This window comes from Rhodanobacter sp. TND4EL1 (genome assembly GCF_054061035.1).
On record NZ_JBSSDT010000002.1, the window covers coordinates 535,017 to 561,542 of the forward strand.

Here is a 26,526-nt window from a genome sequence, read left to right on the forward strand (position 1 = left end):
CACGATAGAGAACCGGATGGCGGGTCCTCTGGTCAGGTCGCCTGGCAAACATGCAAGAATGCCGGGATACCTGTCGTGACGGTTCGACCGAGGTCGCTGGCCATATGAAAAAAAGCGCATTCCCGAGGTGGCGTACGGCCGGACTCCTGCTGGCGGTGCTGGTCATCGTCGGGCTGCCTTATGCGGTCACCAAGACCAGCATCCTGGATACGCAGCGGGCTGCTTCCTGGGTGGCGCACTCCAGTGAAATCAAGGCGGCCACCTATCAGCTGGCCTATCTGGCGCGCGACGGAGAGAGCGCGAGCTATCGGATGCTGGCGGGCGACTCGGATCCGCATACGCGACAGCGGGCGGCAGCCGCGGACCAGCAGATCCCGGAGGACATTCGCCAGTTGCGCGCGCTGACCCGCGACAATCCGGATCAGCAAAGCCTGATCGGTGCGTTGGACAACGCCCTGACCGGGCGCATCGTGCTGATGAAAGAGGCCAGGGCGCGGATCGACCGTGGCGATCTCGACGGTGCCCGGCAATCGCTGCACAACGCGGGCGATCTGTTCGGCATCAGTGCCGAAATTGAAAAGGTGGTCCACAACGAGGACAGGCTGCTGGAGAGCCGGCAGGCCGCGGCGAAGGCCAAGGCGGCTGACGGTCGCGTGGTGCTTGGCGTCACTGCGCTGGCCCAGCTTTTCCTGCTCGCGGTCATCGTGTGGATGTCGGAACGCCAGATCGGTCAACGACAACTCGCCGAGGGTCGCGAAGACCGCGCCGTACAGCGATCCCGACTCATTTTCCAGGCTGTGCGCGAGCCGATCGCGCTGTTTGACGACCAGCTGAGGACCCTGCTGGTCAACAATGCATTTGGCGAACTCTATGGCATGGACCCGGCCGGCGCGTCCGTGCCGCTGTCCGAAATTGGCGACGGGGCGTGGAACAATGGCGTTTTGTTGCAGCGATTGAAGGACGTGCTGTCGCGTGACCGCGAGTTGTGGGACTACGACATGGTCCAGCGCACCGCCGATGGCATGGAGCGCAACCTGGTGATCAATGCCCGTCGCCTGCAGCAGCAGGACTCGGATGCCCGGTCGTTGTTGCTGACGGTCAGTGACGTGACCACTCGCGCGCTGGCCGAGCATCAGGTCAACGAGCTCAATCGCCAGCTGGAAGGCAAGGTCAGCCAGATTTCCGACGTCAACCGGGAGCTGGAGGCCTTCAGCTATTCGGTATCGCATGATCTGCGCGCGCCACTGCGTCACATCGCCGGCTTTGCGCGCAAGCTGGAACAACATCTGGGGGAACGCCTCGACGAGAAATCGACCCACTATCTGGACGTGATCGGCAGCTCGGCGCAGCGCATGGCGCTGTTGATCGACGATCTGCTGGTGTTCTCGCGGCTGGGACGGGGCGCGCTGAGGCTGCAGGGCGTGGACATGCAGTCGCTGGTCGAGGAGGCCCAGGCGCTGGTTGAAACGGGGGCGGAGGAACGGCGTATCGTGTGGACCATTGCTCCTCTGCCGATGGTGATCGGCGACCAGAACATGTTGCGTACGGTGTGGCAGAACCTGTTGGGCAATGCGGTGAAGTACACCGGGCAGTGCGAGGTGGCCCGGATCGAGGTCAGCGTGAAGCAGGGGCGCCATGGCAACTACGAATTCACCGTGAGTGACAACGGTGCGGGTTTCGACATGCAGTACGCCGAGAAGCTGTTCGGGGTGTTCCAGCGTTTGCATCGCGCTTCGGAATTTCCCGGCAACGGCATTGGACTGGCCAACGTGCGACGGATCGTGGCCCGTCACGGCGGCCGGGTCTGGGCCGAGGCCGAGCCGGGTAAGGGTGCCCAATTTCATTTTTCGCTGCCGGCCACTGATGCCGCCGGGGCGAGTAGCGAGAGCACGACATGAACAAGAAAGATTTGCGCACCATTCTGCTGGTGGAAGACAGCATGGCCGATGCCGAGATGGCCATGGACGCGCTGGGAGAGGCGCATCTGGCCAACCCCGTCGTGCACGTGGAGGACGGCGTCGAATGCCTGGACTACCTCTATGCGCGCGGTGCCTGGGCGACGCGCGAGCCGGGCAATCCCGCGGTCGTGTTGCTGGATATCAAGATGCCGCGCATGAACGGTCTGGACGTGCTGACCGCCATGCGTGCGGATGAGCAGATGAAGCGGATCCCGGTCGTGATCCTGTCGTCCTCGCGCGAGGAAAGCGATCTGGCGCGCAGCTGGGACCTGGGCGCCAACGCCTATGTGATCAAACCGGTCGACGTGGATCAGTTTTTCGACGCAGTACGGACACTCGGGCAGTTCTGGGCCGTGCTCAATCAGGCGCCGGAAAGAGAATGATTCACCCGGCGATCCGGTATTCCGCAGGAGACCAGGCAGTGATGCCGCCGCCCCCGTGGACGTCAGAAAACTAGCGAGGACACCATGTCGCAGCGGCCGCTTCGAAACATACCGACCATCCGGGTTCTGCAGGTGGAGGACAATGCGCTTGACGCCGAGCTGGTGCTGTCCGAACTGCAGGCTGACAACATCGATTACGAAGTGCGCCTTGTCGATGATGAACGCCACTTCGTTTCAGCGCTGGACGATTTTTCACCCGACATCGTCCTGTCGGACCTCAGCATGCCGGGCTTTTCCGGACAACGTGCCCTGGAGCTGTTGCGCCAGCGCGACGAGGACCTGCCCTTCATTTTCGTGTCCGCCACGCTGGGCGAAGATGCCGCGATCGAAGCGCTGCGCAACGGTGCGACGGACTACATCCTCAAACAGAATCCGGCGCGACTGGCCAGCGCCGTGCGGCGCGCGCTGGATGAAGCCAAGGCTCGCAGCGCCAACCGGCGCGCCGAAGCCGAGCTGATCCGCGCCCAGCGTTTCGAGAGCCTGGCGATGCTGGCCGGTGGCTTGAGCCATGACTTGCGCAACCTGTTGCAACCGCTGTTGCTGGCCGGTGACAGCCTGCAGGATTACGACGACGATCCGCGACTGGCGCGCCTGGGCAAGCTGGTGCGTGATTGCGGCCGGCGCGGCCTGGAGATGGTGCATTCCATGCTGTCTTTCGCCAGTGGCGCGCGACGTGCCGAGCAGGTGAAGCTGGGGGCGCTCTTCAGTGCGTTTGATTTGCTGATGCAGGGCAGCGTGCCGCGCAGCGTGGAAATGCAACTGAACATCCACGACGCGGAGCTTTCCTTTGAAGGCAATCACACCGAACTGCAGCAGTGCCTGCTGAACCTGTGCCTGAACGCGATCCAGGCCATGCCCGATGGTGGCAAGCTTCACATCGAAACATCGCAATGCGAGTTGGCTGATGACTTCTTTTTGGCCGAAGAACAACCGCGGTTGGGTCCGTACCTGCGCATCAGCGTGGTCGACGACGGTCCCGGCATGGAGCCGGCGGTGCTGGAGCACATGTTCGAACCGTTCTTTACCACCAAGGAAGCCGGCACCGGGCTTGGCCTGCTCTCGTGCAAGCGCATCGTCGGCAGCCATGGCGGCGTGATGCGGGTGGACAGTGCGCCCGGTCGCGGTACCCGTTTCGACCTGTACATACCGCTGGAGGAGCTGGTGTCCGAAGCGGGCGAAAATGCCGGCGATGACGATCTGGAAGGTGCGGCCGAGCGCGTACTGGTGGTGGTCGAGGAGGCGGCCCAGTTGTCGCTGCTGTCCGACACACTGGACGCCTACGGCTATCAGGCCCATGCCAGCCAGAGCGGTACCGCGGCATTGCAGTGGATCGAGGCCGCAGGCCTGCCCGACCTGGTGGTGCTGGATGCCGACATGAACCTGCTGACCGGCGTGCGGACCCTGGCCGCGCTGCTCGACGAAGGTTATCGAGGCGCGGTGGTGCTGCTTGCCCGCGCCGGCTCGCCGCCAGATCTGCACGAGCTTCCGCCGCTGGAGAAGCTGCACGTGATCGAAAAGCCGGTGACCACCCATACCCTGCTGCGGACCTTGCGCAAGGCGCTGACAACGGAGCAGGGTGGTGCCTGAGGGCCGTTCGCGTGGCAACGCGATCGGCCCGATCCTGCCTGGTCAGTCGATGCCCAGTTTCTTCAGCTTGTAGCGCAGTGCGCGGAAGGTGATGCCGAGCTTCCGCGCCGCGGCGGTCTTGTTGTAACGGGATTCTTCCAGCGCCTTGACGATCGCGGTGCGTTCCAGGTTGCTGATGTAGTCATCCAGTCCGCCATCCGCGCCAGCGTCCGTGGTCGGCGTGGTTGCCGTCGCTGCGTTGATACCCGCCGACGCGCCTCCCTCCATGCTGACCCGCGCGCTACGTTGGGGCAGCATCAGATCCACCGCCTCGATGGTGCTGCCATCGCACATGGCCATGGCGCGTTCCAGCACGTTCTCCAGTTCGCGCACGTTGCCGGGGAAATCGTAGGCCGCCAGCGCATCGCGTGCGCCGGGCGCCAGCTGGCCGACGTTCTCGCCACTCTTCCCCGCCAGTGCCATGAGGATGAAGGCGGACAGTTGCGCCACGTCGCCGCGCCGTTCGCGCAGCGGCGGCACACGCAGTTCGATCACGTTGATGCGGTAGAACAGGTCCTGTCGGAACTGGCCCTGCTCGACCAGCTGACCGAGATTCTTGTGGGTTGCGGACAGGATGCGCACGTCGACCGGAATCTCGTCACGGCCGCCAATCGGGCGCACCGCCTTTTCCTGGATCGCGCGCAGCAGCTTCACCTGCATGTGCAGTGGCAGTTCGGCCACCTCGTCCAGGAACAGGGTGCCACCCTGGGCGGCCTGGAACAGGCCTTCCTTGTCGGTGCTGGCGCCGGTGAAGCTGCCCTTGCGATGGCCGAAGAACTCGCTTTCCATCAGCTCGGAGGGAATCGCGCCACAGTTGACCGGCACGAACGGTCCGCCGGCACGCGGACCCTGTTCGTGGATCAGCCGGGCCACCAGTTCCTTGCCCACGCCCGATTCACCGGCGATATAGACCGGCGCCTGGTTGCGCGCCAGCTTGCCGATGGTGGCACGCACCTGTTGCATGGCCGCCGAATCGCCGATCAGGCGATTGCTGGAATCGCCGGGTGTCGATGCCGCGCCGCCGTTGCGCTTTTCCTCGGCCAGGCGCAGCGCGGTGCGCACCAGTCCGCGCAGCATCTGGATGTCCACCGGTTTGGAGACGAAGTCGAATGCGCCGGCTTTCAGCGCATTCACGGCGGCGTCCACGTTGCCATAGGCCGTGATCATCGCCACCGGCATGTCCGGGTGTTCGGCCGCGATCAGCTCGATCACTTCCTGGCCATTGCCATCGGGCAGTCGCATGTCGGTGAAGCAGAGGTCGTAACTGCGCTCGGCCAGCGCGCGACGCGCATCGCCAACGGTACCCACGGCGTCGACCTGAAGGTCCATGCGTCCGAGCGTGATGGTCAGCAGTTCGCGGATGTCGCGTTCGTCGTCAATGACCAGGACGGTCTGTGCAGTCATGAGTGGTCCAGGTTTCCTTAGGCAATCGATGGAAGGTTACTAGTGCGGGTCAAAAGGTCAACGCGTGGCAGTTTGTGCGTGTTCGGTCACATCCGCCGGGCTGCGCGCCGGCGGTGTCAGCACCAGTCGGAAGCAGCTGCCGCCGCCGGCCACGCGCACATATTCCAGCGCGGCCTGGTTGGCATCGCTCATCTGTCGGGCCAGGTAAAGGCCCAGTCCGGTGCCGTATTCGTGGGTGGTGTAGAACGGCTCGAAGATCTGCGCGGCCACTTTCGGCGCGATGCCGGGGCCACGGTCGATCACTTCCAGGATGGGTACGCCGTGTTCGCCCTGGCGACTGACCACCATCACGCGTGCCGGCTCGCCGGGCAGGCGGCCGTAGCGCAGCGCGTTCTGCACCAGGTTCCAGACCACCTGCTGCAGTTGCTGCGGGTCGGCCACCGCCGCCACCGGAACGCCGCTGCTGGCGATGGCGCGCAGCGAGTCGGCACCCAGGTCGTTGCCCTGCACGTATTCCTCGACGAAGGCCTGCGCCCAGTGGCCCAGATCCAGCGTTTCCGGCCGCGAGCGCTCGCGCCGCGACAGCTGCAGGATGTTCTCGATGATCTCGTTGAGCCGGATGCAGTGGTTGTTGATGATCTCGACCATGCGCTGGTCGGTGGCATCCATGCTGGTGGATTCGGCGAGCAGTTGGGCCGAATAGCGGATTGCCGCCAGCGGATTGCGGATTTCGTGGGCGATCGAGGCAGACAGGCGGCCCAGCGATGTCAGCGTGAGTTCCTCCGCGCGGCGCGACAGCAGGGAAGTGTCGTCGAGGAAGATCAACACGTGCGAATCGTCGTTCGGCGCCAGCCGGGTAAAGCGCGGCACCACCTCGGGCACGCCGTCGGCGAGCTGGGTGGCGGTTTCGTCCAGCTTGCCCGAGGTCATCCAGTGATACAGCCGGCGCGACAACTCCGGCGCCAGCTGGCCCAGATCGCGCTGGTCGGCGCCCGGGTTGCCCATCAGCATCCACGCCGATTCGTTGATCTGGTGGATGCGGTTGGCGTCATCCACCAGCAGCACGCCGGTTTTCATGCGGCGGATGATCAGTTCGTTGACTTGGGCCAGGTTGGCCAGGTCGGTGCTGCGCTGCTCGGCGAGCGCCTCGGTGGCGCGCAACTGCCGCCCCAGCACGTTGCACAAGGTGGTGGTGGCGAAATAGGCCAGGCCGAACAAGCCTGCTTCAAGCAGGTCGCGATCACCCGGGTTGTTCCCGAACCCACCAAACAAGGTGTGCCCGAGAATGCCCAGCGTGGCCAGCGCCGCGAAGAACGCGGACAGCCGCAACGGCAGGATGAGGGCGCCTGCGCTCAGATTCACCGCCAGCATCATGGCAATGCCGATGCGTGCATCGTGCATCGCCGCGATGGCCGCCACCGCCGCCGCGATGTCCACCACCAGGGTCGCCGCCACCACGCCCAGCGCATGCGGCATGCTGCGCCGATTCACCAGCAGCATGACCAGCGCAAACAGGAGATACAGAAGGACCATGCCGTGCGCATAGCTGGGCGCGCTTAGTTGCGGCCAGCCCATGCCCGGCGGACTGAACGCGAGTCCGGCGTAGACCAGGGCCTGCACCAGCCGGAACCCGTTGAGGAAAGACAGCTCGTGGCGAATCGTCGCGGTGGCAGTACGGGTGGCGACGAACGGCGGGCTGCTGGACACGAATGGGCTACTCCGGGCGGTTCCGCACGAGTATAGACGGCCCGCCAGACGCTGTGGCACCGCGCAAAAGCGCATGGAACCGCGCCGCAAGACCGTTTCGGAGCCGCGGGCCTTTCCATCGGGGCCCGCTTCCGCGAAAATAGGCGGCCGCATGGCGCGGTAAGCCGGGTTTCACCTGGCAGGCGCACTGCTTCCGGCAGCGCGCTCCTCCGCCGTCCGACCTCCCTGACCCACGCTGCAATACAGGCGTGCGGCCGCCATCGTTTTTCCGTTCGCTCGAGGTATCGAATGAATTTCCACGAATACCAGGCCAAAGAACTGTTCGCGCAGTACGGCATTGCCGTTCCGCCGGGCAAGGTTGCCAACTCCCCCGATGCCGCTGTCGATGCCGCCAAGGCGCTCGGTGGCTCGCAATGGATGGTCAAGGCCCAGATCCATGCCGGCGGTCGCGGCAAGTCCGGCGGCGTCAAGTTCTGCCGCAGCTTCGACGACGTGCGTGCCGCCGCCAAGGGCATGCTCGGCACCCACATGGAAACCTACCAGTCGGCCGGCCGCGCGCTGCCGGTGAATCTGGTGCTGGTGACCGACGCCACCGACATCGCCCGTGAGCTGTACCTGTCGATCCTGGTCGACCGCGACTCCAAGTCCGTGTCCTTCATCGCCTCCAAGCATGGCGGCGTGGACATCGAGCAGGTGGCGAATGAAACGCCGGAAGACATCCACACCATCGTGATCGACTTCGTCGAAGGGCTGCAGCCGTACCAGTGCCGCCAGCTCGGCTTCGCGATGGATCTGAATGGCAAGCAGGTCAACCAGCTGACCAAGATCATGTTGGGCCTGTACAAGCTGTTCAACGAGCAGGACCTGGCCCTGGTCGAGCTGAACCCGCTGGCCGTGCTGGAAGACGGCAACCTCGCCGCGCTGGACGGCAAGGTCAACTCCGACGACAACGCCGAATTCCGTCACCCCAATCTGGCCGCCATGCGCGACCTGAGCCAGGAAGACGCCGCCGAAGCGGCCGCGCAGCAAAACAACCTGAACTACGTGACGATGGACGGCACCATCGGATGCATGGTCAATGGCGCCGGTCTGGCCATGGCCACGATGGACGTGATCAAGCTGGCAGGCGGCGAGCCGGCCAACTTCCTCGACGTCGGCGGTGGCGCCACCAAGGAGCGCGTGACCGAGGCGTTCAAGCTGATCCTGTCCTCGGACAAGGTCAACTGCATCCTGGTCAACATCTTCGGCGGCATCGTGCGCTGCGACCTGATCGCCGAGGGCATCATTGCCGCGGTCAAGGAAGTGGGCCTGAAGATCCCCGTGGTGGTGCGCCTGCAGGGCACCAATGTCGATCAGGGCCGCGAACTGCTGGCCAACTCCGGCCTGGCGATCACGCCGGCGGATGATCTCAACGACGCGGCCCAGAAAGCCGTGGCTGCCGCGAAGGCCTGAGGAGTAATCGAATGAGCGTTTTGGTCAACAAGAACACCAAGGTGTTGGTGCAGGGCTTCACCGGCCAGCAGGGCACCTTCCATGCACAGCAGTGCCTCGATTACGGCACCCAGATCGTCGGCGGCGTGACCCCGGGCAAGGGCGGTTCCGAGCACATCGGCCTGCCCGTGTTCAACTCGGTCGATGAGGCCGTGCTGGAAACCGGCGCCGACGCGTCGGTGATCTTCGTGCCGCCGCCGTTCGCGGCCGATTCGATCCTCGAGGCGATCGACGCCGGCATCAAGGTGATCGTGGCGATCACCGAAGGCATTCCGGTGCTCGACATGCTGCGCGTGAAGAACGTGCTGCAGCAGCATCCGGAGATCGTGCTGATCGGGCCGAACTGCCCCGGCATCATCACCCCGGGTGAATGCAAGATCGGCATCATGCCGGGTCACATCCACAGCAAGGGCAAGGTCGGCGTGGTCTCGCGCTCCGGCACGCTGACCTATGAAGCGGTGTTCCAGACCACCAACGAAGGCCTCGGCCAGAGCACGGTGATCGGCATCGGCGGCGACCCGATCAACGGCCTGAGCTTCATCGACTGCCTGAAGCTGTTCCAGGACGACCCGCAGACCGAAGGCATCATCATGGTGGGCGAGATCGGCGGCAGCGCCGAGGAAGACGCCGCGGAATTCATTTCCGAGTACGTGACCAAGCCGGTGGTGTCCTTCATCGCCGGTGCTTCGGCTCCGGCCGGCAAGCGCATGGGCCACGCCGGCGCGATCATCTCCGGCGGCAAGGGCACGGCAGAAGCCAAGTTCGCTGCTCTGGAAAAGGCTGGCGTGACCACGGTGAAGTCGCCGGCGGATCTGGGCAAGGCGCTCGCCAAGCTGATGAAGTAATCCGCCCGGCGCAAGTCGGCACTGCCGTACCGTAAAATGCGAAGGCCGCGATTCGTCGCGGCCTTCGTCGTCTCTGGAGCTCTGGTTCATGGCAAAGCTGCGTTTGGCGCTGGCCCAATACGATTTTGCGGTCGGTGCGGTGGCGGCCAATGCCGCCAAGGTGGGCGAGCTGATCGCGCAGGCGCAAGCCGGTGGCGCGGATCTGGTGGCTTTTCCCGAGTTGACCCTCAGCGGCTACCCGCCCGAGGACCTGCTGTTGCGACCGAGCTTCCTGGCTTCATGCGATCACGAACTGGCGACTTTGGCCGCCGCGACCCACGGCATCGCCGCGCTGGTCGGTCATCCGCACAGCGAGGGCGAGGTTTTCAACGCCGCCAGCCTGCTGTGCGACGGCCACGTGGAATCCATTGCGCACAAGCAGGCCTTGCCGAATTACGGCGTGTTCGACGACAAGCGCTACTTCCGCCCCGGTCATGCCTCGGTTACCACGGTCATCGACGGCGTCACCGTCGGCCTGCTGATCTGCGAGGACGTCTGGCAGCCTGAACCGGCAGCGCAGGCCGCCGCCGCAGGTGCCCAGTTGCTGGTGGTGATCAATGCCTCGCCCTGGGATGAGCGCAAGCAGGCCGAGCGCGAACAGGTGCTGACCGCGCGGGCTCGGGAAACCGGTTGTGCCATCGCCTATCTCAACCTGGTCGGTGGCCAGGACGATGTCGTATATGACGGCAGCTCGATGCTGGTCAATGGCGACGGCTCGATCGCGGCGCGTGCGCCGGCGTTTGTTGATGTGCTGTTGTGGGCCGAGTTCGACGCCGCCACGAGAACGCTTGCCGCGCAGGACTGGCCGGTGGCGGCGGATGCATCGCTGGAGGCCACGCTTTACGCCGCCCTGGTGCGCGGCACCCGCGACTACATCGACAAGAACCGGTTCGGCGGTGTGCTGCTGGGCCTGTCCGGCGGCATCGATTCGGCATTGACCTTGGCGCTGGCGGTCGACGCGCTCGGTGCGGACCGGGTCACGGCGGTGATGATGCCCACGCGCTACACCTCGCAGCTGTCGCTGGACGGCGCGCGCGTGCAGGCGGAAAAGCTCGGCGTGGACTATCACGTGATCGACATCGAGGCGACCTATCAGTCATTCGTCGACGCGCTGAGTCCGGCATTTGCCGGCAAGGCCGCCGACACCACCGAGGAAAACCTGCAGTCGCGCACCCGTGGCGTGATGCTGATGGCGCTGTCCAACAAACATGGCCGGCTGCTGCTGGCCACCGGCAACAAGAGCGAGATGGCGGTGGGTTACGCGACCTTGTATGGCGACATGTGCGGTGCCTACGCGCCGCTGAAGGATGTCTACAAGACGGTGGTTTACCGCTTGTCGCGCTGGCGCAATGCCGCCGCGGCGAAAGCGGGGGAGCGTGACATGATTCCCCCGGCCGTCATCGAGCGCCCGCCCTCGGCCGAATTGCGTGACAACCAGACCGATCAGGATTCGTTGCCGTCCTACGACGAGCTGGATGCGATCCTCGAACGTTTCATCGAACGCGAGCAGTCTCAGCCAGAGATCATCGCGCAGGGCTTTCCGGCGGACACCGTGCACCGAGTGGTGCGGCTGGTGTTGTTGAACGAGTTCAAGCGTCGCCAGTCGGCGCCCGGTCCGCGGGTGACCACGCGGGCGTTCGGGCGGGAGCGGCGCTACCCGATCACTTCCGGCTGGCGTTGAGCCAGCTGGCGGCACTTTCGTTTTCACGAAGGTGTCAAAAAGACAGGGCCGGTGATTGCTCACCGGCCCTGTCTGCATTTCCCGATGGATCGATTCGCGGCAACTCGTGCCGTTCCCCGTTCCTCAGTGGTGACCCGAGAACGGCACCATCTTGCGCAGCGTCGAAGGCGCATGCGGCCACTTGGGGTCGGTCAGATAAGGATGGTTCGGGTAGTTCAGCGCCAGCACCTGACGGCTCTGGTCGGCCAGACCCTTGTGATCCAGGGCGAGGTAGCTGCGCGTGAGGATCGCCAGGGCATCGCCGGTCTGCGGCGCCTGCTGATAATGCTCGATCACGTACTGGGACCGGTCCGCAGCGGCAACATAGGCCTTGTTGCGCAGGTAGAACTCGGCCACGTTGATTTCGTACTGCGCCAGGATATTGCGCAGGTAGATCATCCGCTGGCGTGCGTCGGCGGTGTAGGCACTGTCCGGGAAGCGGCGCGACAGCTCGGAAAAGTCATCGAACGACTGCAGGTTGTAGCCTTGGTCGCGACGCGAATCCTTGTCGGCGCGGGGGAAAAAGCGCTCAAGGACGGTGCCGGTACGATCGAAATTGATCAGACCGCGCAGGTAGTAGGCATAATCGACGTGCTTGTTGGCCGGATAGGTCTTGATGAAGCGGTTCACCGTGGACAAGGCATCATCGGGCTGGTTGTCCTTGAACTGCGAGTAGGCCATATCCAGCTGGGCCTGCTCGTTGTACTCACCGGACGGGAAGCGGGCGATCAGACGCTGGTAGGCTTTGGTGGCTGCAGCGTAGTCACCGTTCTCAAGCGAGCTGTGCGCATTGCTGTACAGCGCCTCCAGCGGCATGGTGTCGATGTTCTGCTTCGACTTGAACATCGAACATGCACTCATCGAGACCGCGACCACCAGCAATACAAGCACTTTCGTGACAGTCAATTTGATCATCGGCAGCTTCGGCGAGTCGATTGTTGGGCGCATAAGGAAGGAATTCAGATGTTTGAGCGAACAGGCATGATAGCCGAAACCGGCCGTCACCCGCGGATGCCCGCATGACCACGATCCGGCACGAAGGGCAGGTACCGCTGACGGCGGCGGGACGCAGGTTCGACCAGGCTTTGGCCGAGATGTTCCCCGATTATTCACGATCACGGCTCAGTGGCTGGATCAAGGCTGGCGCGGTGACCCTCGACGGCGCCGAGGTGGCTGCGCGGCAACTGTTGCGCGGTGGTGAACAGGTGCGCCTCGAGGTCGAGCTGGAGAATGAGGTGTCCAGTGCTCCTGAAGCGATGGAGCTGAACATCGTTTACGAGGACGAGCACCTGCTGGTACTGAACAAGACCGCTGGCTTGGTGGTCCATCCGGGCGCAGGCAACCCGGTGGGTACGCTGCTCAATGGTCTGCTGCACCACGATCCGAAGCTGGCCGAACTGCCGCGCGCCGGTATCGTGCATCGGCTGGACAAGGACACCTCCGGCCTGATGGTGGTGGCGCGAACCCTGCCCACCTACACCGCACTGGTCGACCTGTTGTCGCGGCACGAGGTGGAGCGACAGTACGAAGCGGTGGTGCTGGGCACCATGGTCGCCGGTGGCACGGTGGACGAGCCGGTCGGCCGCAGCATGGGCGATCGCCTGCGCCAGGCAGTACGCGACGAGGAGGACGGCAAGCGGGCGGTCACCCATTACCGCCTGCGCGAGCGCTTTCGTGCCCACAGCCTGCTGCAGTGCCAGCTGGAAACCGGTCGTACCCACCAGATTCGCGTGCACATGACGCACATCGGCCACCCGCTGATCGGCGATCCGCTTTACGGCGGTGGCCTGAAGTTGCCCAAGGGGGCCAGCGCTGAGCTGGTCAACACCTTGCGCGGCTTTCGACGACAGGCACTGCACGCCGAGAAGTTGTCGTTCGTGCACCCGGCCACCGGCGAGGAGATGTCGTTCGAGGCCGAGCGCCCGGCGGACCAGCGTGAGCTGATCGAGGCCTTGCGCGCGGACCTGGCAGAGCACGGCAGCGACCATTACTGATCCGCTGCCGCAGAACGGCGGCCACGAGTATGCGATGCTCTGTGGTCCCCGATTTCGATACCCGGCCTGATGACCGAACGCGAAAGCTGGATTTTCCCCGACTGGCCCGCGCCCCCACAGGTGCATGCGGCGATCACCACGCGGCTCGGCCCCGGCGTTTCCGCCCCGCCGTTTGATCGCTTCAACCTGGGGTGGCGCAGCGGTGATGCACTGGATGCCGTCATGGCCAACCGCAGTGCGTTGCAACAGACACTGCGGTTGCCGGCGGATCCGCGCTGGCTGCATCAGGTGCACGGCATCGACGTGGCGGAACTCGGGCCACTGCCCAGCAACGTCGAGCCGCAAGCTGACGCCGCGGTGTCGCACATCCCCGGAACAGTGCTTTCGATCCTCACGGCCGACTGCCTGCCGGTGCTGTTCTGCGCCGACGATGGCAGCGAGATCGGCGCGGCGCATGCGGGATGGCGGGGCCTGGCCGGCGGTGTGCTGGAAGCCACGCTGATCCAGTTGATTGCCGCTCCCGAGCGCGTGCTCGCCTGGCTGGGGCCGTGCATTGGCCCTTCCTCGTACGAGGTCGGCGAGGAGGTGCGTGATGCTTTCATGGCGCACGACGCCATGGCTGCGTCATGTTTCGAGGCCTCGCGACCCGGCCATTGGCGGTGCGATCTGGCCGGGCTGGCTCGGCAGCGCCTGATGACGGCCGGCGTGACACGCGTCCATGGTGGCGGCTGCGACACGCTCACCGATACGCGCTTCTATTCCTACCGGCGTGAGGGTGCTGCAAGTGGGCGTTTTGCCAGTCTGATATGGCTGGATCAGGGCTGAGCGCGAAGGGTTTCCAGGAAATTCCTGCGCCACTGCGTGATGTCATTCTTGCGCAGCACCGCCATCATCGCCTCCCAGCGCTGGCGCCGCTCGGCCAGCGGCATGTGCAGGGCCTTTTCCAGCGCGTCGGCCACTTCTTCGGTATCGGCGGGGTTGACCAGCAGGGCGTCACCGAGTTCGAAGGCGGCGCCGGCGAAACGTGACAACACCAGCACCCCGGGATCAGCGGGGTCCTGGCAGGCCACGTACTCCTTGGCCACCAGGTTCATGCCGTCACGCAGCGGTGTGACCAGTCCCACCCGCGCGCTTCGGTAATAACCGGCCAGCAGCCGGTGCGGAAAGGATTTGTTGATATAGCGCAGCGGCGCCCAGTCGGGCGTGGCGTATTTGCCGTTGATGTGGCCAGCGCTGCGTTCCAGTTCGCGGCGTATCTCGCGGTATTCGAGCACCGCGCCGCGCGAGGGCGGCGCGATCTGCAAGAAGGTGACGCGCCGATGCAGCTCCGGATTGCGTTCAAGCAGGCGCGCATAACCCTGGAAGCGTTGCGGCAAACCCTTGGAATAGTCCAGCCGATCCACGCCGATGATCAACGCCCGGTTTTCAAGGCTGTGTTGCAACTGCGTTATCTCGCGGATCGAGGTGGCCTTGGCTGCAGTGTCGGCTATGCCCGCGGTGTCGATGCTGATCGGGAACACGCCGGCGCAGAACTGGCGGCCATTGGGCATGCGCATGCGCCCACCCAGCCGCATCACTGCCCCGGCCTCGTGCAGGAAATAGTCTTCCAGCGCCCGCAGGTCCCGCGGGGTATGCACGCCGATCAGGTCATGGCTGGCGAGGGTTTCCAGCAGCTCACTGTGGTTGGGCAGCGCGATCAGCAGGCCCGCGGCGGGCAACGGTGTATGCAGGAAGAAGCCGATGCGGTTCTTCACGCCGCGCTTTCGCAACATCGAGGCGAGCGGAATGAGGTGGTAGTCGTGCACCCAGATCACGTCTTGCGGACCGATCAGCTGAAGCAGCTTGTCGGCGAACAACTCGTTGACGCGAAGATAGCCGGCCAGGTGGCTGCGCCGGTAGTTCACCACATCCGGCCGATAATGCAGCAGCGGCCATAGCGCGCCGTTGGCAAAGCCGGTGTAGAAGTCATCGTGGTCGGCACGGGAGAGGTCGATGGTGGCGTAGTCGACCGGTCCTTCCTGCTGCTGGTGCACCTCGGCAGCGGTTTCCCCAGCCACCTTTCCGCTCCAGCCGAACCACAGCCCACCATGTTCATTGAGCGCAGCCTGCAATGCGGAGGCCAGGCCGCCCGGTGCGCCCTGCCGCGGCAGGGCAACCCGGTTGGAGACCACCACCAATCGTCCCCCCGACTTGTGCCCGGCGTTCACAAGGCGTCCTCCCAGCGTCGCGAGAGGCGCATGGCCGCCTGGATCAGGCCAACCAGCGAATAGGTTTGCGGGTAATTGCCCCAGTGTTCGCCGCTGGCCGGCGCAATGTCCTCCGACAGCAACCCCAGCGAATTTCGCTGCTTCAGCATGTGCTCGAACATGGTCCGCGCGCGCTCCTTGCGGCCGGTGGCCGCCAGCGCCTCGATGTACCAGAACGTGCAGATGTTGAAGCTCGTCTCCGGCGCGCCGAAGTCGTCCGGTGCGATGTAGCGGAACAGATAGTCGCCGCGCCGGAGTGCTTCGCCGATCGCGTCGACCGTGGCGACGAACCGCGGATCGTCGGCTTGCACGAAGCCGATGTCGGCCAGCAGCAACAGACTGGCATCCAGGTGTTCGCCATCGTAGGCATCGACAAAGTGGCCGAGTTTCCCGTTCCAGGCGCGCGCCTCGATGCGTGCGTGGAGCTGCACGGCCTCCTCATGCCAGTAGCGGGCGCGATCATCCAGTCCCAACTCGGTGGCAATGTGGGCCAGTCGGTCGCAGGCGGCCCAGCACATCGCGGCGGAATAGGTGTGCACCGCGGCGCGGCCGCGATATTCCCACAATCCCGCGTCGGTCTGTTCGGCCATGCGCAACGCCGTCACGCCCATGCGCTCAAGCCGCCGGAAGGTCACGTCGTCGCCGCGGTGCTGCAGGCGACGGTCGAAGAACAATTGGCTCGACGCGAGTACCACCGAGCCATACACATCGTTCTGCCGCTGACGCCATGCGTCGTTGCCGACCCGCACCGGGCCCATGCCGCGGTATCCGGCCAGGGTGTCCACTTGGCGTTCGGTCAGTTCATCCTCGAAAGTGATGCCGAACACCGGTCCGATCTCCGCGTCGCCGCGGTTGGCGATCAGGTTGAAGGTGTAGCGGATGTACTCCTCCATCGATCGCGTGGCGCCGAGTCGATTCAGTGCGCGCACGGTGAACGCCGCGTCGCGCAACCAGCAGTAACGATAATCCCAGTTGCGCGCGCTGCCTGCCGATTCCGGGATGGAGGTGGTCAGTGCGGCAACGATCGCGCCGGTGGCCTCGTATTGGCACAATTTCAACGTGATCGCGGCGCGGATCACCGCCTCCTGCCATTCATAAGGAATGGACAGATAGCGCGACCATTCGCGCCAGTAGTCGAGGGTTCGTTCCAGCGCGAGGTGGACGAAATCGGCAACGGTATCCACCAGGGTCTCATCCGGGCCGAACACGAAATGAGCGGGCCGGTCGAGCCCGAACGGCAGCTGGCGTTCGATCAATGGCGGCGCAATATCCGTGGTCAGTCGCTGCACCACGTCGCTGAGCAGGTAGCGGATGTGGTTGCTGCCGGAAGTCGACTGCGGCGTTCGAGCGCCGTAGTCGCACAGCGGCCGCATGCGCACGCGGATGCGCGGCGATCCGGCGATGGGCGCCACGCGACGCACCAGCATCTCGGGATGGTAAAGGCGGCCGCTGGATCGATGTCGCGGCGCAAAGTCGGTGATCTCGATGGCGCCGCCGTGATGGTCGAACAGGCGCGTCACCAGCACCGCGGTGTTGGCCAGGTAAAACTGTTCGACATGATCGAAATCTTCCAGCTCGATCGCCCAGTCGCCGCCCTCGATCCTGGGTGAAAGCAGGCTGCAGAAGCTGGCGTCTGCGTCGAATCGTGGCAGGCAGCACCAGACGATGCGTGCATGCGGGTCGATCAGGGCGGCAACACTGCCGTTGCCGATCACGCCGAGCTCAAGGCTCGCGCGCGGTGCCTCCGTCGGGAAGTCGGGCATGGGTGGAATCTCCGTGCGTCAACGCGTGCAGTACGCGAGTCAGCCAGGCCTCCGCTGCAGCGGGGCTGGCCAAGGTGAAATGGGCCGCACTGGGTTCCCGTGCGCCCACGCGAATGCTGAGGCCGTCGAGGCGATTGACCACCTCGAACGCATGCTCGTCGGTCAGGTCGTCACCGAGGTAGATCGGGGTGCGGCCGGAAAACGGAGCGTGTTGCAGCAGCTCCAGGACAGCCCGGCCCTTGTCCATGCCGGTCGGCTTGAACTCCAGCACCTGGTTGCCCGGTTGCAACTCGTAACCGGGCAAGCGCTGCACCAGGGCGCAGGCGGCATCGTGCAGGCGCGACCATTGATGTGGCGCGCGGCGGCAGTGCAGCGCCACCGCCAGGTGCTTGTCTTCGACCTGCACACCATCAAAACAGGCAGCAAGGGCCAGCGCCTCACGATACATCCGCGCTTGCAGCGATGGCTCCACGGACAGGCGACGGAACGTGCCATTCGCGCGGCGCAGCTCCAGCCCATGCATGCCGATGGCGGCCCAGCGTGGCCGCTCGAAGATGCCATCCAGGTCGTCCAGTGCGCGCCCGCTGACCAGCGCCAGCGCGCCGTCGGTCGCTGCGTGCAGAGCATGCAGGAGGCGCAGCAAGGCGGGGGTGGTGCGGACGGTGCGCGGGTCGTCGACAAAGTCGAGCAGGGTGCCGTCGACATCAAGAAGCAGCGCCCAATGGCTGTCGGCAGCAGGCAGCGGAGGCGCCGGCAAGGTGGTACCCGGTACAGAAGCAGTGGCTCGATGAATCGACATCTGGGCGACGTTAGCAAGGCAAATGTGAAGAGTCGGCCATGTCGACGATCAGACAGATCGAGTCCTGTCGGCTTGAATCGGCACCAGCCGTCCACACTTTCGATCAGTAGCGGACGTGACACCAAACCAGTTTCGGGGACTTACGACATGCGGATGGACAAACTCACTTCGCGGTTCCAGCAGGCGCTGGCCGATGCACAATCGCTGGCCGTGGGCCGCGACAACAACATGCTCGAGCCGGCCCATGTGATGGCCGCGCTGCTCGACCAGCAGGGCGGCTCGACCGCGCCCTTGCTGACCCAGGCCCAGGTCAACGTGCCCACGTTGCGGCAGCGCGTCGCGGCCATGCTCGACGCGCTGCCGCGGGTCAGCGGGCAGGAAGGCAACATCAACCTGGGCAACGACCTCAATCGCCTGCTCAACCTTACCGACAAACTGGCGCAGCAGCGCGGCGACCAGTTCATCGCCAGTGAGCTTTTCGTGCTGGCAGCGCTGGACGACAAGGGTGAACTGGGCGCGGCATTGAAGGCGGCCGGCGCGAACAAGGCGAATCTGGAGGCCGCGATCGACAAGCTGCGCGGCGGCGAGAAAGTGCAGAGCGAGAACGCCGAGGAACAGCGCCAGGCGCTGGAGAAATACTGCATCGACCTGACCGAGCGCGCCGAACGCAACAAGCTCGACCCCGTGATCGGCCGCGACGAGGAAATCCGGCGCACCATCCAGGTGCTGCAGCGGCGCACCAAGAACAACCCGGTGTTGATCGGCGAGCCCGGCGTGGGCAAGACCGCGATCGTCGAGGGTCTGGCCCAGCGCATCATCAAGGGCGAAGTGCCCGAGGGCTTGCGCGACCGCCGCGTGCTGGCGCTGGACATGGGCGCGCTGATCGCGGGTGCGAAATTCCGCGGCGAGTTCGAGGAGCGGCTGAAGGCCGTGCTCAGCGATCTTTCGAAACAGGAAGGGCGGGTGATCCTGTTCATCGACGAGCTGCACACCATGGTCGGCGCGGGCAAGGGCGATGGCGCGATGGATGCGGGCAACATGCTCAAGCCGGCGCTGGCGCGCGGCGAGCTGCACTGCATCGGCGCGACGACGCTGGACGAGTACCGCAAGTACATCGAGAAGGATGCCGCGCTGGAGCGCCGCTTCCAGAAGGTTTTCGTGGGTGAGCCGTCGGTCGAAGACACCATCGCGATCCTGCGCGGGCTGAAGGAGCGCTATGCCGTGCATCACGGCGTCGAGATCACCGATCCGGCCATCGTCGCCGCGGCCACCTTGTCCAATCGCTACATCGCCGACCGCCAGTTGCCGGACAAGGCGATCGACCTGATGGACGAGGCCGCTTCGCGCATCCGCATGGAGATCGACTCCAAGCCGGAAGAGCTCGACCGGCTGGAGCGCCGGCTGATCCAGCTGAAGATCCAGCGCGAGATGCTGAAGAAGGAAAAGGACAGCGAATCGAAGCAGCGCCTGGCGGATCTGGAAACCGACATCGGCAAGCTTGAACGCGAGTTTTCCGACCTCAACGAGATCTGGAAATCCGAGAAGGCCGCGCTGCAGGGCACCACCAAGGTCAAGGAGCAGATCGAGCAGGCACACCAGCAGCTCGAGGCCGCCCAGCGCACGCAGGACTACGCCCGGATGAGCGAGATCCAGTACGGCAAGTTGCCCGAACTGGAGAAGCAGCTCGCCGCCGCGCAGGCCGCCGAAACGCAGGATTTCAAGCTGGTGCAGACCCGGGTGACCGCCGAGGAGATCGCCGAGGTGGTCGCGCGCTGGACCGGCATCCCGGTCAGCAAGATGCTCGAAGGCGAGCGCGACAAGCTGCTGAAGATGGAAGACGAGCTGCACAAGCGCGTGGTCGGTCAGGACGAGGCGGTGCACGCGGTGGCCGACGCGATCCGCCGCTCGCGTGCGGGCCTGTCCGATCCGAACCGGCCGAACGGCTCGTTCCTGTTCCTTGGTCCCACCGGCGTGGGCAAGACCGAGCTGTGCAAGGCGCTGGCCGAATTCATGTTCGACACCACCGACGCGATGGTGCGCATCGACATGAGCGAGTTCATGGAGAAGCATTCGGTTTCGCGTCTGGTTGGCGCACCTCCCGGCTACGTCGGCTACGAGGAAGGCGGCTATCTGACCGAGGCGGTGCGCCGTCGCCCGTACAGCGTGATCCTGCTGGACGAGGTGGAGAAGGCGCATCCGGATGTGTTCAACATCCTGTTGCAGGTACTCGACGATGGCCGCCTCACCGACGGACAGGGGCGCACCGTGGACTTCCGCAACACCGTCATCGTGATGACCTCGAACCTCGGCTCGCAGATGATCCAGGAAGCGTCCGAGAACAGCGAAGGCGGCGACGAGGAAGAGCAATACACCCAGATGAAGGCGTCGGTCATGGGTGTGGTGCAGGCGCACTTCCGCCCCGAGTTCATCAACCGGCTGGACGAGCTGGTGGTGTTCCGCCCGCTGGACAAGGCACAGATCCGCGCGATCGCCCGCATCCAGCTGGCCTATCTGGAGAAGCGCCTGGCAGAGCGGCAACTGAAGCTGGAGGTCAGCGACGACGCGCTGACCCTGCTGGGCAATGTCGGCTTCGACCCGGTTTACGGTGCGCGGCCGTTGAAGCGGGCGATCCAGCAACAGCTGGAGAACCCGTTGGCGAAGCAGATTCTCGAAGGGCGCTTCCAGCCGGGTGACACGGTGATGGTGGCCGCCGAAGGCGGGCAACTGGTGTTTCGCCAGGCCTGAGCAACCCCACGGCTGTCAACGCGGCAAAGAAAGGGGCCATCCGTGACTGGATGGCCCCGTTTTCATGGCGCCGATCACGGATGGTCCAGCCCCGTGGTGCGCCGCCGTTTGCCCCGTCCTGACGGGGGCGGATCTACCAGCGGTAAGCGACCTTGCCGTAGACGTAGGAGCCGTTGAAGCCGAACGGCGAAAACACGGAGTAGGGGAAGGTACCGTTATTGTCGTTGTTCAGCGCGGCAGATGCCTTGTCCGGGTAAGTGTTGAAGACATTGTCCGCACCCAGGCTGAAGGTCCAGCGATCGAGGTTGTAGTTCACCGCCAGATCGAACAGCCATTTGCTGCCATAGGTCTGGTCCAGCGCCGGGTTGCCCGAATTGTAGGCGGTGAACTTGTCATAGCGCGTCAGCGTGCCGGTGGTGCTCCAGTTGCCCACGTTGTACACGCCGCTGAGGATCAGCTTGCTGCGCGGCGTGGTGTCGGCCAGCAGGCCGTACTGGTCGCGCCGGTCAATGCGCTTCAGGTTCAAGCCCAGCGAATCCAGAATCGCCGGATTCGGCTTGACGTCGATCACCTTGTTCTTGTTGTAGTTGTAGCTCAGCGTGGTTTGCAGCGAGCCGGCATTGCCCAGATCGAACAGGTAGCTGCCGACCACGTCGACGCCGCGCGTACGGGTGTTCACCGCGTTGGTGAAGTAGGCGATGCTGCTGTAGTTGGTGTTGGTGATGCCGTTGGCGGCCAGGTACGACTGCACCGCAGGCGTGGTGATGGCCAGGTTGCTGGAGAGCGTGATGCGATCGTTGATCGTGATCTGATACACGTCCATGCTGAGGTTGAACGGGTCAACCGGGTTCCACACCATGCCGACGGTGAAGTTGCGCGACTTTTCCGGCTTCAGCGGCTGTCCGCCCAGCAACAGACCGATCGGGCTGGTGGCGCCGACCAGGCCGGTATTGTAGATGCCGGGGCTGAGTCCCGGCGGAGCGTTGCCAGGGCCGTAGTACAGCGATTGCGTGTACGCATAGAACTGCTGAGCCAGCGACGGCGCGCGGAAACCGGTGGACGCGCTGGCGCGCAGCGCGAAGCGATCGGTGAAATCGAAGCGACCGGCCAGCGACCCGGAGGTGGTGGTGCCGAAGTCCGAATAGTCCTCGTGGCGTACCGCCAGCGAGGCGCCGAGGCGGTCGGTGAGATTGGTTTCCAGGCTCAGGTACTCGGAAACGTTGTGTCGGGCATGCGTTGCCGCGTCAGTGGGCTGAAAACCACCGAAGCCCTGGCCGCCGCCGGAAACGCCAGACGTGCCCACGTAATACGAGGCGGGTTCACCCGCCACGATCTGGTAGCTCTGCCGCAGGTATTCGGTGCCGAACGCCAGCGTCACCGGGTTGGGCAGCCAGCCCACCGAGAGATCCTTGGCGATGTCGATGTCGAACGACTGCTGGCCGGCCTTCAGGATGCCGTCGTGGAACCGGGTGGGGCTGGCGCCGGTGTCATGCAGCAGCGCGCGGTTGACGCTGTTTTGCGTGGCGTAGGAAACCCGGTTCTGGCCGTAGTTGCCGCTGATGTCCCAGCGCCAGCCGCTGCTGGTCTTGCCGCGCAGGCCGAGCACCATCGACTGGTCGGTCGAGTCGGCGTTCTCCAGCGGCAGGTAGCCGTCGGGATAGACGGTGGGTGCCGAATTGGAGTTCGTCACGCTGCGGAAGAACGCGGTCGAGGTGCTCTTGCGGTTGCCGTAATGGCCGAACGCGTACAGCTGCACATCGGGGCTGAGGTCGTACTGGCTGTTGAGGAACAGGTTGTGGTCGCGCACGGCCGGATCGCCGAAGCGCTGGCGAATGCCGTCCTGCGGACGCCGACGGTCCGGTTGCGCCCGGTTGGTGATGTTCTGGTTGCCGTCCTGCAGGCTGAAACGCAGCCAGCCCTTGTCGTTGTTCAGCGGAATGCCGAAATTGGCCGAACCCTGCCAGATCTGGCCGTCGCCCGCCGAATACTGGCCGCCGCTCAATTCCACGTCGCCGCCGGTGGCACCCTTCTTCAGCACCACGTTGATGACGCCGGCAATCGCGTCGGAACCGTACTGGGCCGACGCGCCGTCACGCAGCACCTCGATGTGGTCGATCGCCGACATCGGAATGGTGTTGAGATCCACCGCCTGCGAACCGCGGCCGAGCACGCCGTTGGTGACGATGATCGCGCCAGGGTGCCAGCGCTTGCCGTCCACCAGTACCAGTACCTGGTCCGGGGACAGGCCGCGCAACTGCGCCGGACGCTGCGAGTCGGCGGTGTCCGCTGCCGAGGGCCGCGGGAAGGTCAGCGATGGAATGATCCGGGCCAGCGCCGTGGACAGCTCGCTGGTACCGGTCTGCTGCAATACCTTGGCCGAGACCACGTCGATCGGCGTCAGCGAGCTGCTTTCGGTGCGGCTGTCGGAACGGGTGCCGGTGACGATCACTGCGCTGAGGTCTTTCGCCTTGGCTGATGTCGGGGTGGTGGCATCTTGTGCGGTGGCATTGCCGGCCAACGCCAGCAGGATGGCGGCAGGCAGCCAGGCGAGAGCTGTCGGTTTGTGGCTGGTACGCATGGGGAACTCTCCTGGATCATGGGGTTGTTGCGTCGCAACAACTACAGACTAGTGATGCTCATGGCATCCGTCAATGGACGTATAGACGTCTATAAGTCCAGTTGGTGTTGGCGACCTCATTGCGGTGTAAGGATTGGTGTCGGAGGTGGTTCCCCCTGAGCGCAAGCTACTCGCAAGCTGTCTGGCCCGCCACACCTCGGGTGGGACGTTGAAATCCGGTCGAACACGCCGATAATGGGCTGTTGCCAGCCTGACGCTGGCTTGGACCGTCCGGAATTTCATGCCTATCTACGAATTCGAATGCACCAGCTGCGGTCATCATTACGATCGCCTGCAGAAATTGTCTGATGCCGACCCGTCAAATTGCCCGGTGTGCGGTGCACCGCACCTGCGACGCGTGGTCACGGCCCCCTCGTTCCGATTGGCTGGCAGCGGCTGGTATGAAACCGACTTCAAGAAGGAAGGGGACAAGAAGCGCAATCTGGTCGACGCGGCTCCTTCGGAGTCCAAGCCCGCGGCCAGTGAATCAGCATCGGTTGCGGCCGCTCCTGCGCCTGCGCCCAGCCCGGCACCGGCGGCCGGGAAGTCCGGAAGCAGCGGGAGCTGAACCGCTGAAGGAAGCCGCAGGTTCATGCGTGACGGCGCAGGATATGCTGACTTTCAGAGAGGCTGGCGATGGCGCCGCCTCCGTCGCCAGCAGGGAGCCCATCTGATGCGTGCAATCAACGGTTGGACAAGTGGAATCATCATGGCGGGGCTGCTCGGCAGCCTGCTGTCGGTCGCGCCGTCGGTGCGCGCGCAATCCGATGCGCCGGTGCGTTGCGAGAGCAAGGACGGCCACTATTCCCGCTGTGCCGTGCCGTGGCGCCGGGTCGAGTTGTACAAGCAGGAATCCAAGGGCGCCTGCATCGAGGGACAGAGCTGGGGCATGGACCACGGGACCCTGTGGGTCGACCGGGGTTGTCGCGGACTGTTTGGTCCGGGCGGCCGCGGCGGCTATGACAACGGTCGCGGACACGGCCATGGCAACCCTCAAGGTGGCTGGCAGCCTGGTCCGGACTGGAACCGCCGGATCAGCCTGCGGTGCGACAGCAACAGCAAGAAATACCAGATGTGCCAGGTCGACGTGGGGCGCAACGGCAGCGTACGGCTGGAGCGCCAGCTTTCCGATGCCCGCTGCACCGAGGGCTACAGCTGGGGCTGGAACCGCGCCGGCGTCTGGGTTGCCCATGGTTGCCGCGGCCAGTTCCTGGTCGATCGACGCTGGTAAGTCCTGTCCCGGTCGGCGGTGTCCGGCTTCGCCGGCCCGCCTCGGCGCATCGCAGTGGTAAACTTGGCGGTCTTTTCCCCCGTTTGAAGTCGCCTCGAGGCGGCGCCGGAGTTCCAACGCATGCGCACGCATTACTGCGGCCTCATCGATGAGTCGCTGATCGGCCAGACCGTCACCCTGTGTGGCTGGGTCAACAAGATTCGTCTGCAGGCCCATGTCGCCTTCGTCGACCTGCGCGACCACGAAGGTCTGGCACAGGTCGTGATCGAGCGCGAGAACGCCGAAGGTTTTGCCGTAGCCAACGAAATCGGCAACGAATATTGCCTGCGTGTCACCGGCACCTTGCGCCAGCGCATCGCGGTGAACGAGAAGCTCAAGACCGGTACCGTGGAGCTGCTCGCCGAGACGGTGGAAATTCTCAACGCCGCGAAGGATCTGCCATTCGCGCTGCACGAGAACCCGAACGAAGACATGCGGATGACCTACCGCTATCTCGACCTGCGCCGCCCGGAAATGCAGGCAATGATGCGCAAGCGGATCAAGCTGGTGCAGACCTTGCGCCGCTATCTGGACGAGCGCGGCTTCCAGGACATCGAGACGCCGATCCTGACCAAGGCCACGCCGGAAGGTGCGCGTGACTACCTGGTGCCCAGCCGCGTGCATCCGGGCCAGTTCTATGCGTTGCCGCAGTCGCCGCAGCTGTTCAAGCAGATCCTGATGATGGCCGGCTTCGATCGCTACTACCAAATTGCGCGTTGCTTCCGCGACGAGGACCTGCGTGCCGATCGCCAGCCGGAATTTACCCAGCTCGACCTGGAGTTCGCCTTCGTCGAAGAGAAAGACGTGCAGGACTTCGTGGAAGAACTGATCCGCCACGTGTTCCGTGAAGTGCAGGGCGTGGAACTGGATGCCGCATTCCCGCGCATGACTTGGGCCGAGGCGATGCGTCGCTTCGGTTCGGACAAGCCGGACCTGCGCATCGCGCTGGAGCTGGTCGACGTGGCCGACGTGCTCAAGCACATCGAATTCAAGGTGTTCGCCGAGCCGGCCAACGATCCGGCCGGTCGTGTCGCCGCGCTGCGGGTGCCTGGTGGCAGCACGCTGTCGCGCAAGGACATCGACGTACTGACCGAATATGCCTCGCGCTACGGCGCGAAAGGCCTTGCATGGCTCAAGGTCGACGATCTGGCCAAAGGCCGCGACGGCATCACGTCGCCGGTGGCCAAGTTCCTCGACGACGCGGCGCTGGAAGGCGTTCTCAAGGCCACCGCGGCGCAGACCGGCGACATCGTGTTCTTCGGCGCAGGGGCGTGGAAGACCGTCACCGACTTCATGGGCGCCGTGCGCCTGAAGGTGGCCAAGGACCGCGGCCTGGTCGAGGACAGCTGGAAGCCGCTGTGGGTCACCGATTTCCCGATGTTCGAATACGACGCGGAGGAGCAGCGCTACGTGGCCCTGCATCATCCGTTCACCGCACCGAAGATCGACGACATCGCCGACCTGAAGAGCCATGCCGCCACTGCCGTCAGCCGGGGCTACGACATGGTGCTCAATGGCAACGAGATCGGTGGCGGTTCGATCCGTATCCACCGGCCGGACATGCAGAGCGCGGTGTTCGAGCTGCTTGGCATCGGTGCGGCCGAGGCGGAGGCGAAGTTCGGCTTCCTGCTGAAGGCGCTGAAGTTCGGCGCGCCGCCGCACGGTGGCCTGGCGTTCGGCATCGATCGCATTGCCGCGTTGATGGCCGGTACGGAATCGATTCGCGACGTGATTGCCTTCCCCAAGACCACCAGCGCGCAGGATCTGATGACCGACGCGCCGTCGCCGATTGGCGGTGCGCAGCTGAAGGAACTGCACGTGCAGGTGCTTGGCGAGGCGGCTCGCAGCTGATCGCGCGG

The 26,526-nt window shown here is 64.7% G+C and carries 19 protein-coding genes; 12 read left to right on the forward strand and 7 right to left on the reverse strand.

Translation table 11 applies throughout. From position 1 onward, the window contains the following. Positions 1-104: 104 nt before the first annotated feature. From ACVWWQ_RS09005 to ACVWWQ_RS09015, 3 genes are all read left to right on the forward strand, one after another. Positions 105-1,898, forward strand: coding sequence for an ATP-binding protein (locus ACVWWQ_RS09005; protein WP_133947962.1), 1,794 nt, complete (start codon positions 105-107; stop codon positions 1,896-1,898). After that, on the forward strand, positions 1,895-2,341 hold the full coding sequence (locus ACVWWQ_RS09010) for a response regulator (protein WP_099654588.1): 447 nt from the start codon (positions 1,895-1,897) through the stop codon (positions 2,339-2,341). The genes ACVWWQ_RS09005 and ACVWWQ_RS09010 overlap by 4 nt, the downstream gene beginning before the upstream one ends. Positions 2,342-2,425: 84 nt before the next feature. Next, positions 2,426-3,988: a response regulator gene (locus ACVWWQ_RS09015; protein ID WP_199107578.1), complete on the forward strand. Its 1,563-nt coding sequence runs from the start codon at positions 2,426-2,428 to the stop codon at positions 3,986-3,988. 42 nt (positions 3,989-4,030) lie between these two features. Here ACVWWQ_RS09015 and ACVWWQ_RS09020 read toward each other — a convergent pair whose 3' ends face one another. Further along, entirely contained in the window at positions 4,031-5,431 is a 1,401-nt protein-coding gene (locus tag ACVWWQ_RS09020) for a sigma-54-dependent transcriptional regulator (protein ID WP_133947960.1), read from the reverse strand. Between the two features lie 57 nt (positions 5,432-5,488). Beyond that, complete coding sequence (locus ACVWWQ_RS09025; protein WP_099654590.1) at positions 5,489-7,138, reverse strand: sensor histidine kinase; 1,650 nt, start codon at positions 7,136-7,138, stop codon at positions 5,489-5,491. A 240-nt stretch (positions 7,139-7,378) separates the two neighbouring features. Here ACVWWQ_RS09025 and sucC point away from each other — a divergent pair, with 240 nt between their 5' ends. The 3 genes from sucC to ACVWWQ_RS09040 all read left to right on the forward strand — a co-directional run bounded on the left by sucC (position 7,379) and on the right by ACVWWQ_RS09040 (position 11,194). Continuing rightward, entirely contained in the window at positions 7,379-8,590 is a 1,212-nt protein-coding gene (sucC, locus tag ACVWWQ_RS09030) for an ADP-forming succinate--CoA ligase subunit beta (protein WP_457383410.1), read from the forward strand. Positions 8,591-8,601: 11 nt separating this feature from the next. Next, entirely contained in the window at positions 8,602-9,474 is an 873-nt protein-coding gene (gene sucD, locus ACVWWQ_RS09035; protein ID WP_099654592.1) for a succinate--CoA ligase subunit alpha, read from the forward strand. A gap of 88 nt (positions 9,475-9,562) precedes the next feature. Further along, entirely contained in the window at positions 9,563-11,194 is a 1,632-nt protein-coding gene (locus ACVWWQ_RS09040; RefSeq protein WP_133947956.1) for an NAD+ synthase, read from the forward strand. Between the two features lie 123 nt (positions 11,195-11,317). Here ACVWWQ_RS09040 and ACVWWQ_RS09045 read toward each other — a convergent pair whose 3' ends face one another. Continuing rightward, positions 11,318-12,148, reverse strand: a complete 831-nt coding sequence (locus tag ACVWWQ_RS09045; RefSeq protein WP_457383364.1) for an outer membrane protein assembly factor BamD — start codon at positions 12,146-12,148, stop codon at positions 11,318-11,320. 104 nt (positions 12,149-12,252) lie between these two features. Between ACVWWQ_RS09045 and rluD the strand changes: the two genes are divergently transcribed. Together rluD and pgeF are read left to right on the forward strand one after the other, a co-directional pair. Continuing rightward, positions 12,253-13,227: a 23S rRNA pseudouridine(1911/1915/1917) synthase RluD gene (rluD, locus tag ACVWWQ_RS09050; RefSeq protein ID WP_133947954.1), complete on the forward strand. Its 975-nt coding sequence runs from the start codon at positions 12,253-12,255 to the stop codon at positions 13,225-13,227. A gap of 69 nt (positions 13,228-13,296) precedes the next feature. Then, complete coding sequence (pgeF, locus tag ACVWWQ_RS09055) at positions 13,297-14,052, forward strand: peptidoglycan editing factor PgeF (RefSeq protein WP_133947952.1); 756 nt, start codon at positions 13,297-13,299, stop codon at positions 14,050-14,052. Here pgeF and ACVWWQ_RS09060 read toward each other — a convergent pair. The 3 genes from ACVWWQ_RS09060 to otsB are packed head-to-tail and all read right to left on the reverse strand — an operon-like array spanning position 14,043 to position 18,035. Then, positions 14,043-15,434 carry a trehalose-6-phosphate synthase gene (locus ACVWWQ_RS09060; RefSeq protein ID WP_133947950.1) on the reverse strand — a complete coding sequence of 464 codons (1,392 nt, stop codon included), beginning with the start codon at positions 15,432-15,434 and terminating at the stop codon, positions 14,043-14,045. The two genes, pgeF and ACVWWQ_RS09060, sit on opposite strands and share 10 nt — an antisense overlap. Continuing rightward, entirely contained in the window at positions 15,431-17,236 is a 1,806-nt protein-coding gene (locus ACVWWQ_RS09065) for a glycoside hydrolase family 15 protein (RefSeq protein ID WP_133947948.1), read from the reverse strand. The genes ACVWWQ_RS09060 and ACVWWQ_RS09065 overlap by 4 nt, the downstream gene beginning before the upstream one ends. Then, positions 17,196-18,035: a trehalose-phosphatase gene (otsB, locus tag ACVWWQ_RS09070; protein WP_133947946.1), complete on the reverse strand. Its 840-nt coding sequence runs from the start codon at positions 18,033-18,035 to the stop codon at positions 17,196-17,198. Before otsB ends, ACVWWQ_RS09065 begins: the two co-directional genes overlap by 41 nt. A gap of 147 nt (positions 18,036-18,182) precedes the next feature. On the opposite strand from otsB, the gene clpB reads away from it, so the two are divergent. Further along, positions 18,183-20,780, forward strand: coding sequence for an ATP-dependent chaperone ClpB (clpB, locus tag ACVWWQ_RS09075; RefSeq protein WP_133947944.1), 2,598 nt, complete (start codon positions 18,183-18,185; stop codon positions 20,778-20,780). A 133-nt stretch (positions 20,781-20,913) separates the two neighbouring features. Here the strand turns inward: clpB and ACVWWQ_RS09080 are convergent, their stop codons facing one another. After that, a complete protein-coding gene (locus tag ACVWWQ_RS09080) occupies positions 20,914-23,358 on the reverse strand; it encodes a TonB-dependent receptor (RefSeq protein ID WP_133947942.1) in 2,445 nt (814 codons plus the stop codon). A gap of 280 nt (positions 23,359-23,638) precedes the next feature. On the opposite strand from ACVWWQ_RS09080, the gene ACVWWQ_RS09085 reads away from it, so the two are divergent. From ACVWWQ_RS09085 to aspS, 3 genes are all read left to right on the forward strand, one after another. Then, positions 23,639-23,965 (forward strand): FmdB family zinc ribbon protein, encoded by a 327-nt coding sequence (locus tag ACVWWQ_RS09085; RefSeq protein ID WP_099654601.1) that lies wholly within the window; start codon positions 23,639-23,641, stop codon positions 23,963-23,965. A 141-nt stretch (positions 23,966-24,106) separates the two neighbouring features. Further along, positions 24,107-24,628 carry a DUF3011 domain-containing protein gene (locus tag ACVWWQ_RS09090; RefSeq protein ID WP_457383365.1) on the forward strand — a complete coding sequence of 174 codons (522 nt, stop codon included), beginning with the start codon at positions 24,107-24,109 and terminating at the stop codon, positions 24,626-24,628. A gap of 120 nt (positions 24,629-24,748) precedes the next feature. After that, entirely contained in the window at positions 24,749-26,518 is a 1,770-nt protein-coding gene (aspS, locus tag ACVWWQ_RS09095) for an aspartate--tRNA ligase (RefSeq protein ID WP_133947938.1), read from the forward strand. The last annotated feature ends 8 nt before the right edge of the window (positions 26,519-26,526 follow it).

Bases quoted from the DNA above. Each gene is read 5' to 3' on its own strand.
- pgeF (WP_133947952.1), top strand. From the start codon at position 13,297: ATGACCGAACGCGAAAGCTGGATTTTCCCCGACTGGCCCGCGCCCCCA.
- ACVWWQ_RS09090 (WP_457383365.1), top strand. From the start codon at position 24,107: ATGGCGGGGCTGCTCGGCAGCCTGCTGTCGGTCGCGCCGTCGGTGCGC.
- ACVWWQ_RS09045 (WP_457383364.1), bottom strand. From the start codon at position 12,148: ATGATCAAATTGACTGTCACGAAAGTGCTTGTATTGCTGGTGGTCGCG.
- ACVWWQ_RS09080 (WP_133947942.1), bottom strand. From the start codon at position 23,358: ATGCGTACCAGCCACAAACCGACAGCTCTCGCCTGGCTGCCTGCCGCC.
- clpB (WP_133947944.1), top strand. From the start codon at position 18,183: ATGCGGATGGACAAACTCACTTCGCGGTTCCAGCAGGCGCTGGCCGAT.
- otsB (WP_133947946.1), bottom strand. From the start codon at position 18,035: ATGTCGATTCATCGAGCCACTGCTTCTGTACCGGGTACCACCTTGCCG.
- ACVWWQ_RS09065 (WP_133947948.1), bottom strand. From the start codon at position 17,236: ATGCCCGACTTCCCGACGGAGGCACCGCGCGCGAGCCTTGAGCTCGGC.
- ACVWWQ_RS09005 (WP_133947962.1), top strand. From the start codon at position 105: ATGAAAAAAAGCGCATTCCCGAGGTGGCGTACGGCCGGACTCCTGCTG.
- rluD (WP_133947954.1), top strand. From the start codon at position 12,253: ATGACCACGATCCGGCACGAAGGGCAGGTACCGCTGACGGCGGCGGGA.
- ACVWWQ_RS09085 (WP_099654601.1), top strand. From the start codon at position 23,639: ATGCCTATCTACGAATTCGAATGCACCAGCTGCGGTCATCATTACGAT.
- sucD (WP_099654592.1), top strand. From the start codon at position 8,602: ATGAGCGTTTTGGTCAACAAGAACACCAAGGTGTTGGTGCAGGGCTTC.
- ACVWWQ_RS09040 (WP_133947956.1), top strand. From the start codon at position 9,563: ATGGCAAAGCTGCGTTTGGCGCTGGCCCAATACGATTTTGCGGTCGGT.
- ACVWWQ_RS09015 (WP_199107578.1), top strand. From the start codon at position 2,426: ATGTCGCAGCGGCCGCTTCGAAACATACCGACCATCCGGGTTCTGCAG.
- ACVWWQ_RS09020 (WP_133947960.1), bottom strand. From the start codon at position 5,431: ATGACTGCACAGACCGTCCTGGTCATTGACGACGAACGCGACATCCGC.
- ACVWWQ_RS09010 (WP_099654588.1), top strand. From the start codon at position 1,895: ATGAACAAGAAAGATTTGCGCACCATTCTGCTGGTGGAAGACAGCATG.
- aspS (WP_133947938.1), top strand. From the start codon at position 24,749: ATGCGCACGCATTACTGCGGCCTCATCGATGAGTCGCTGATCGGCCAG.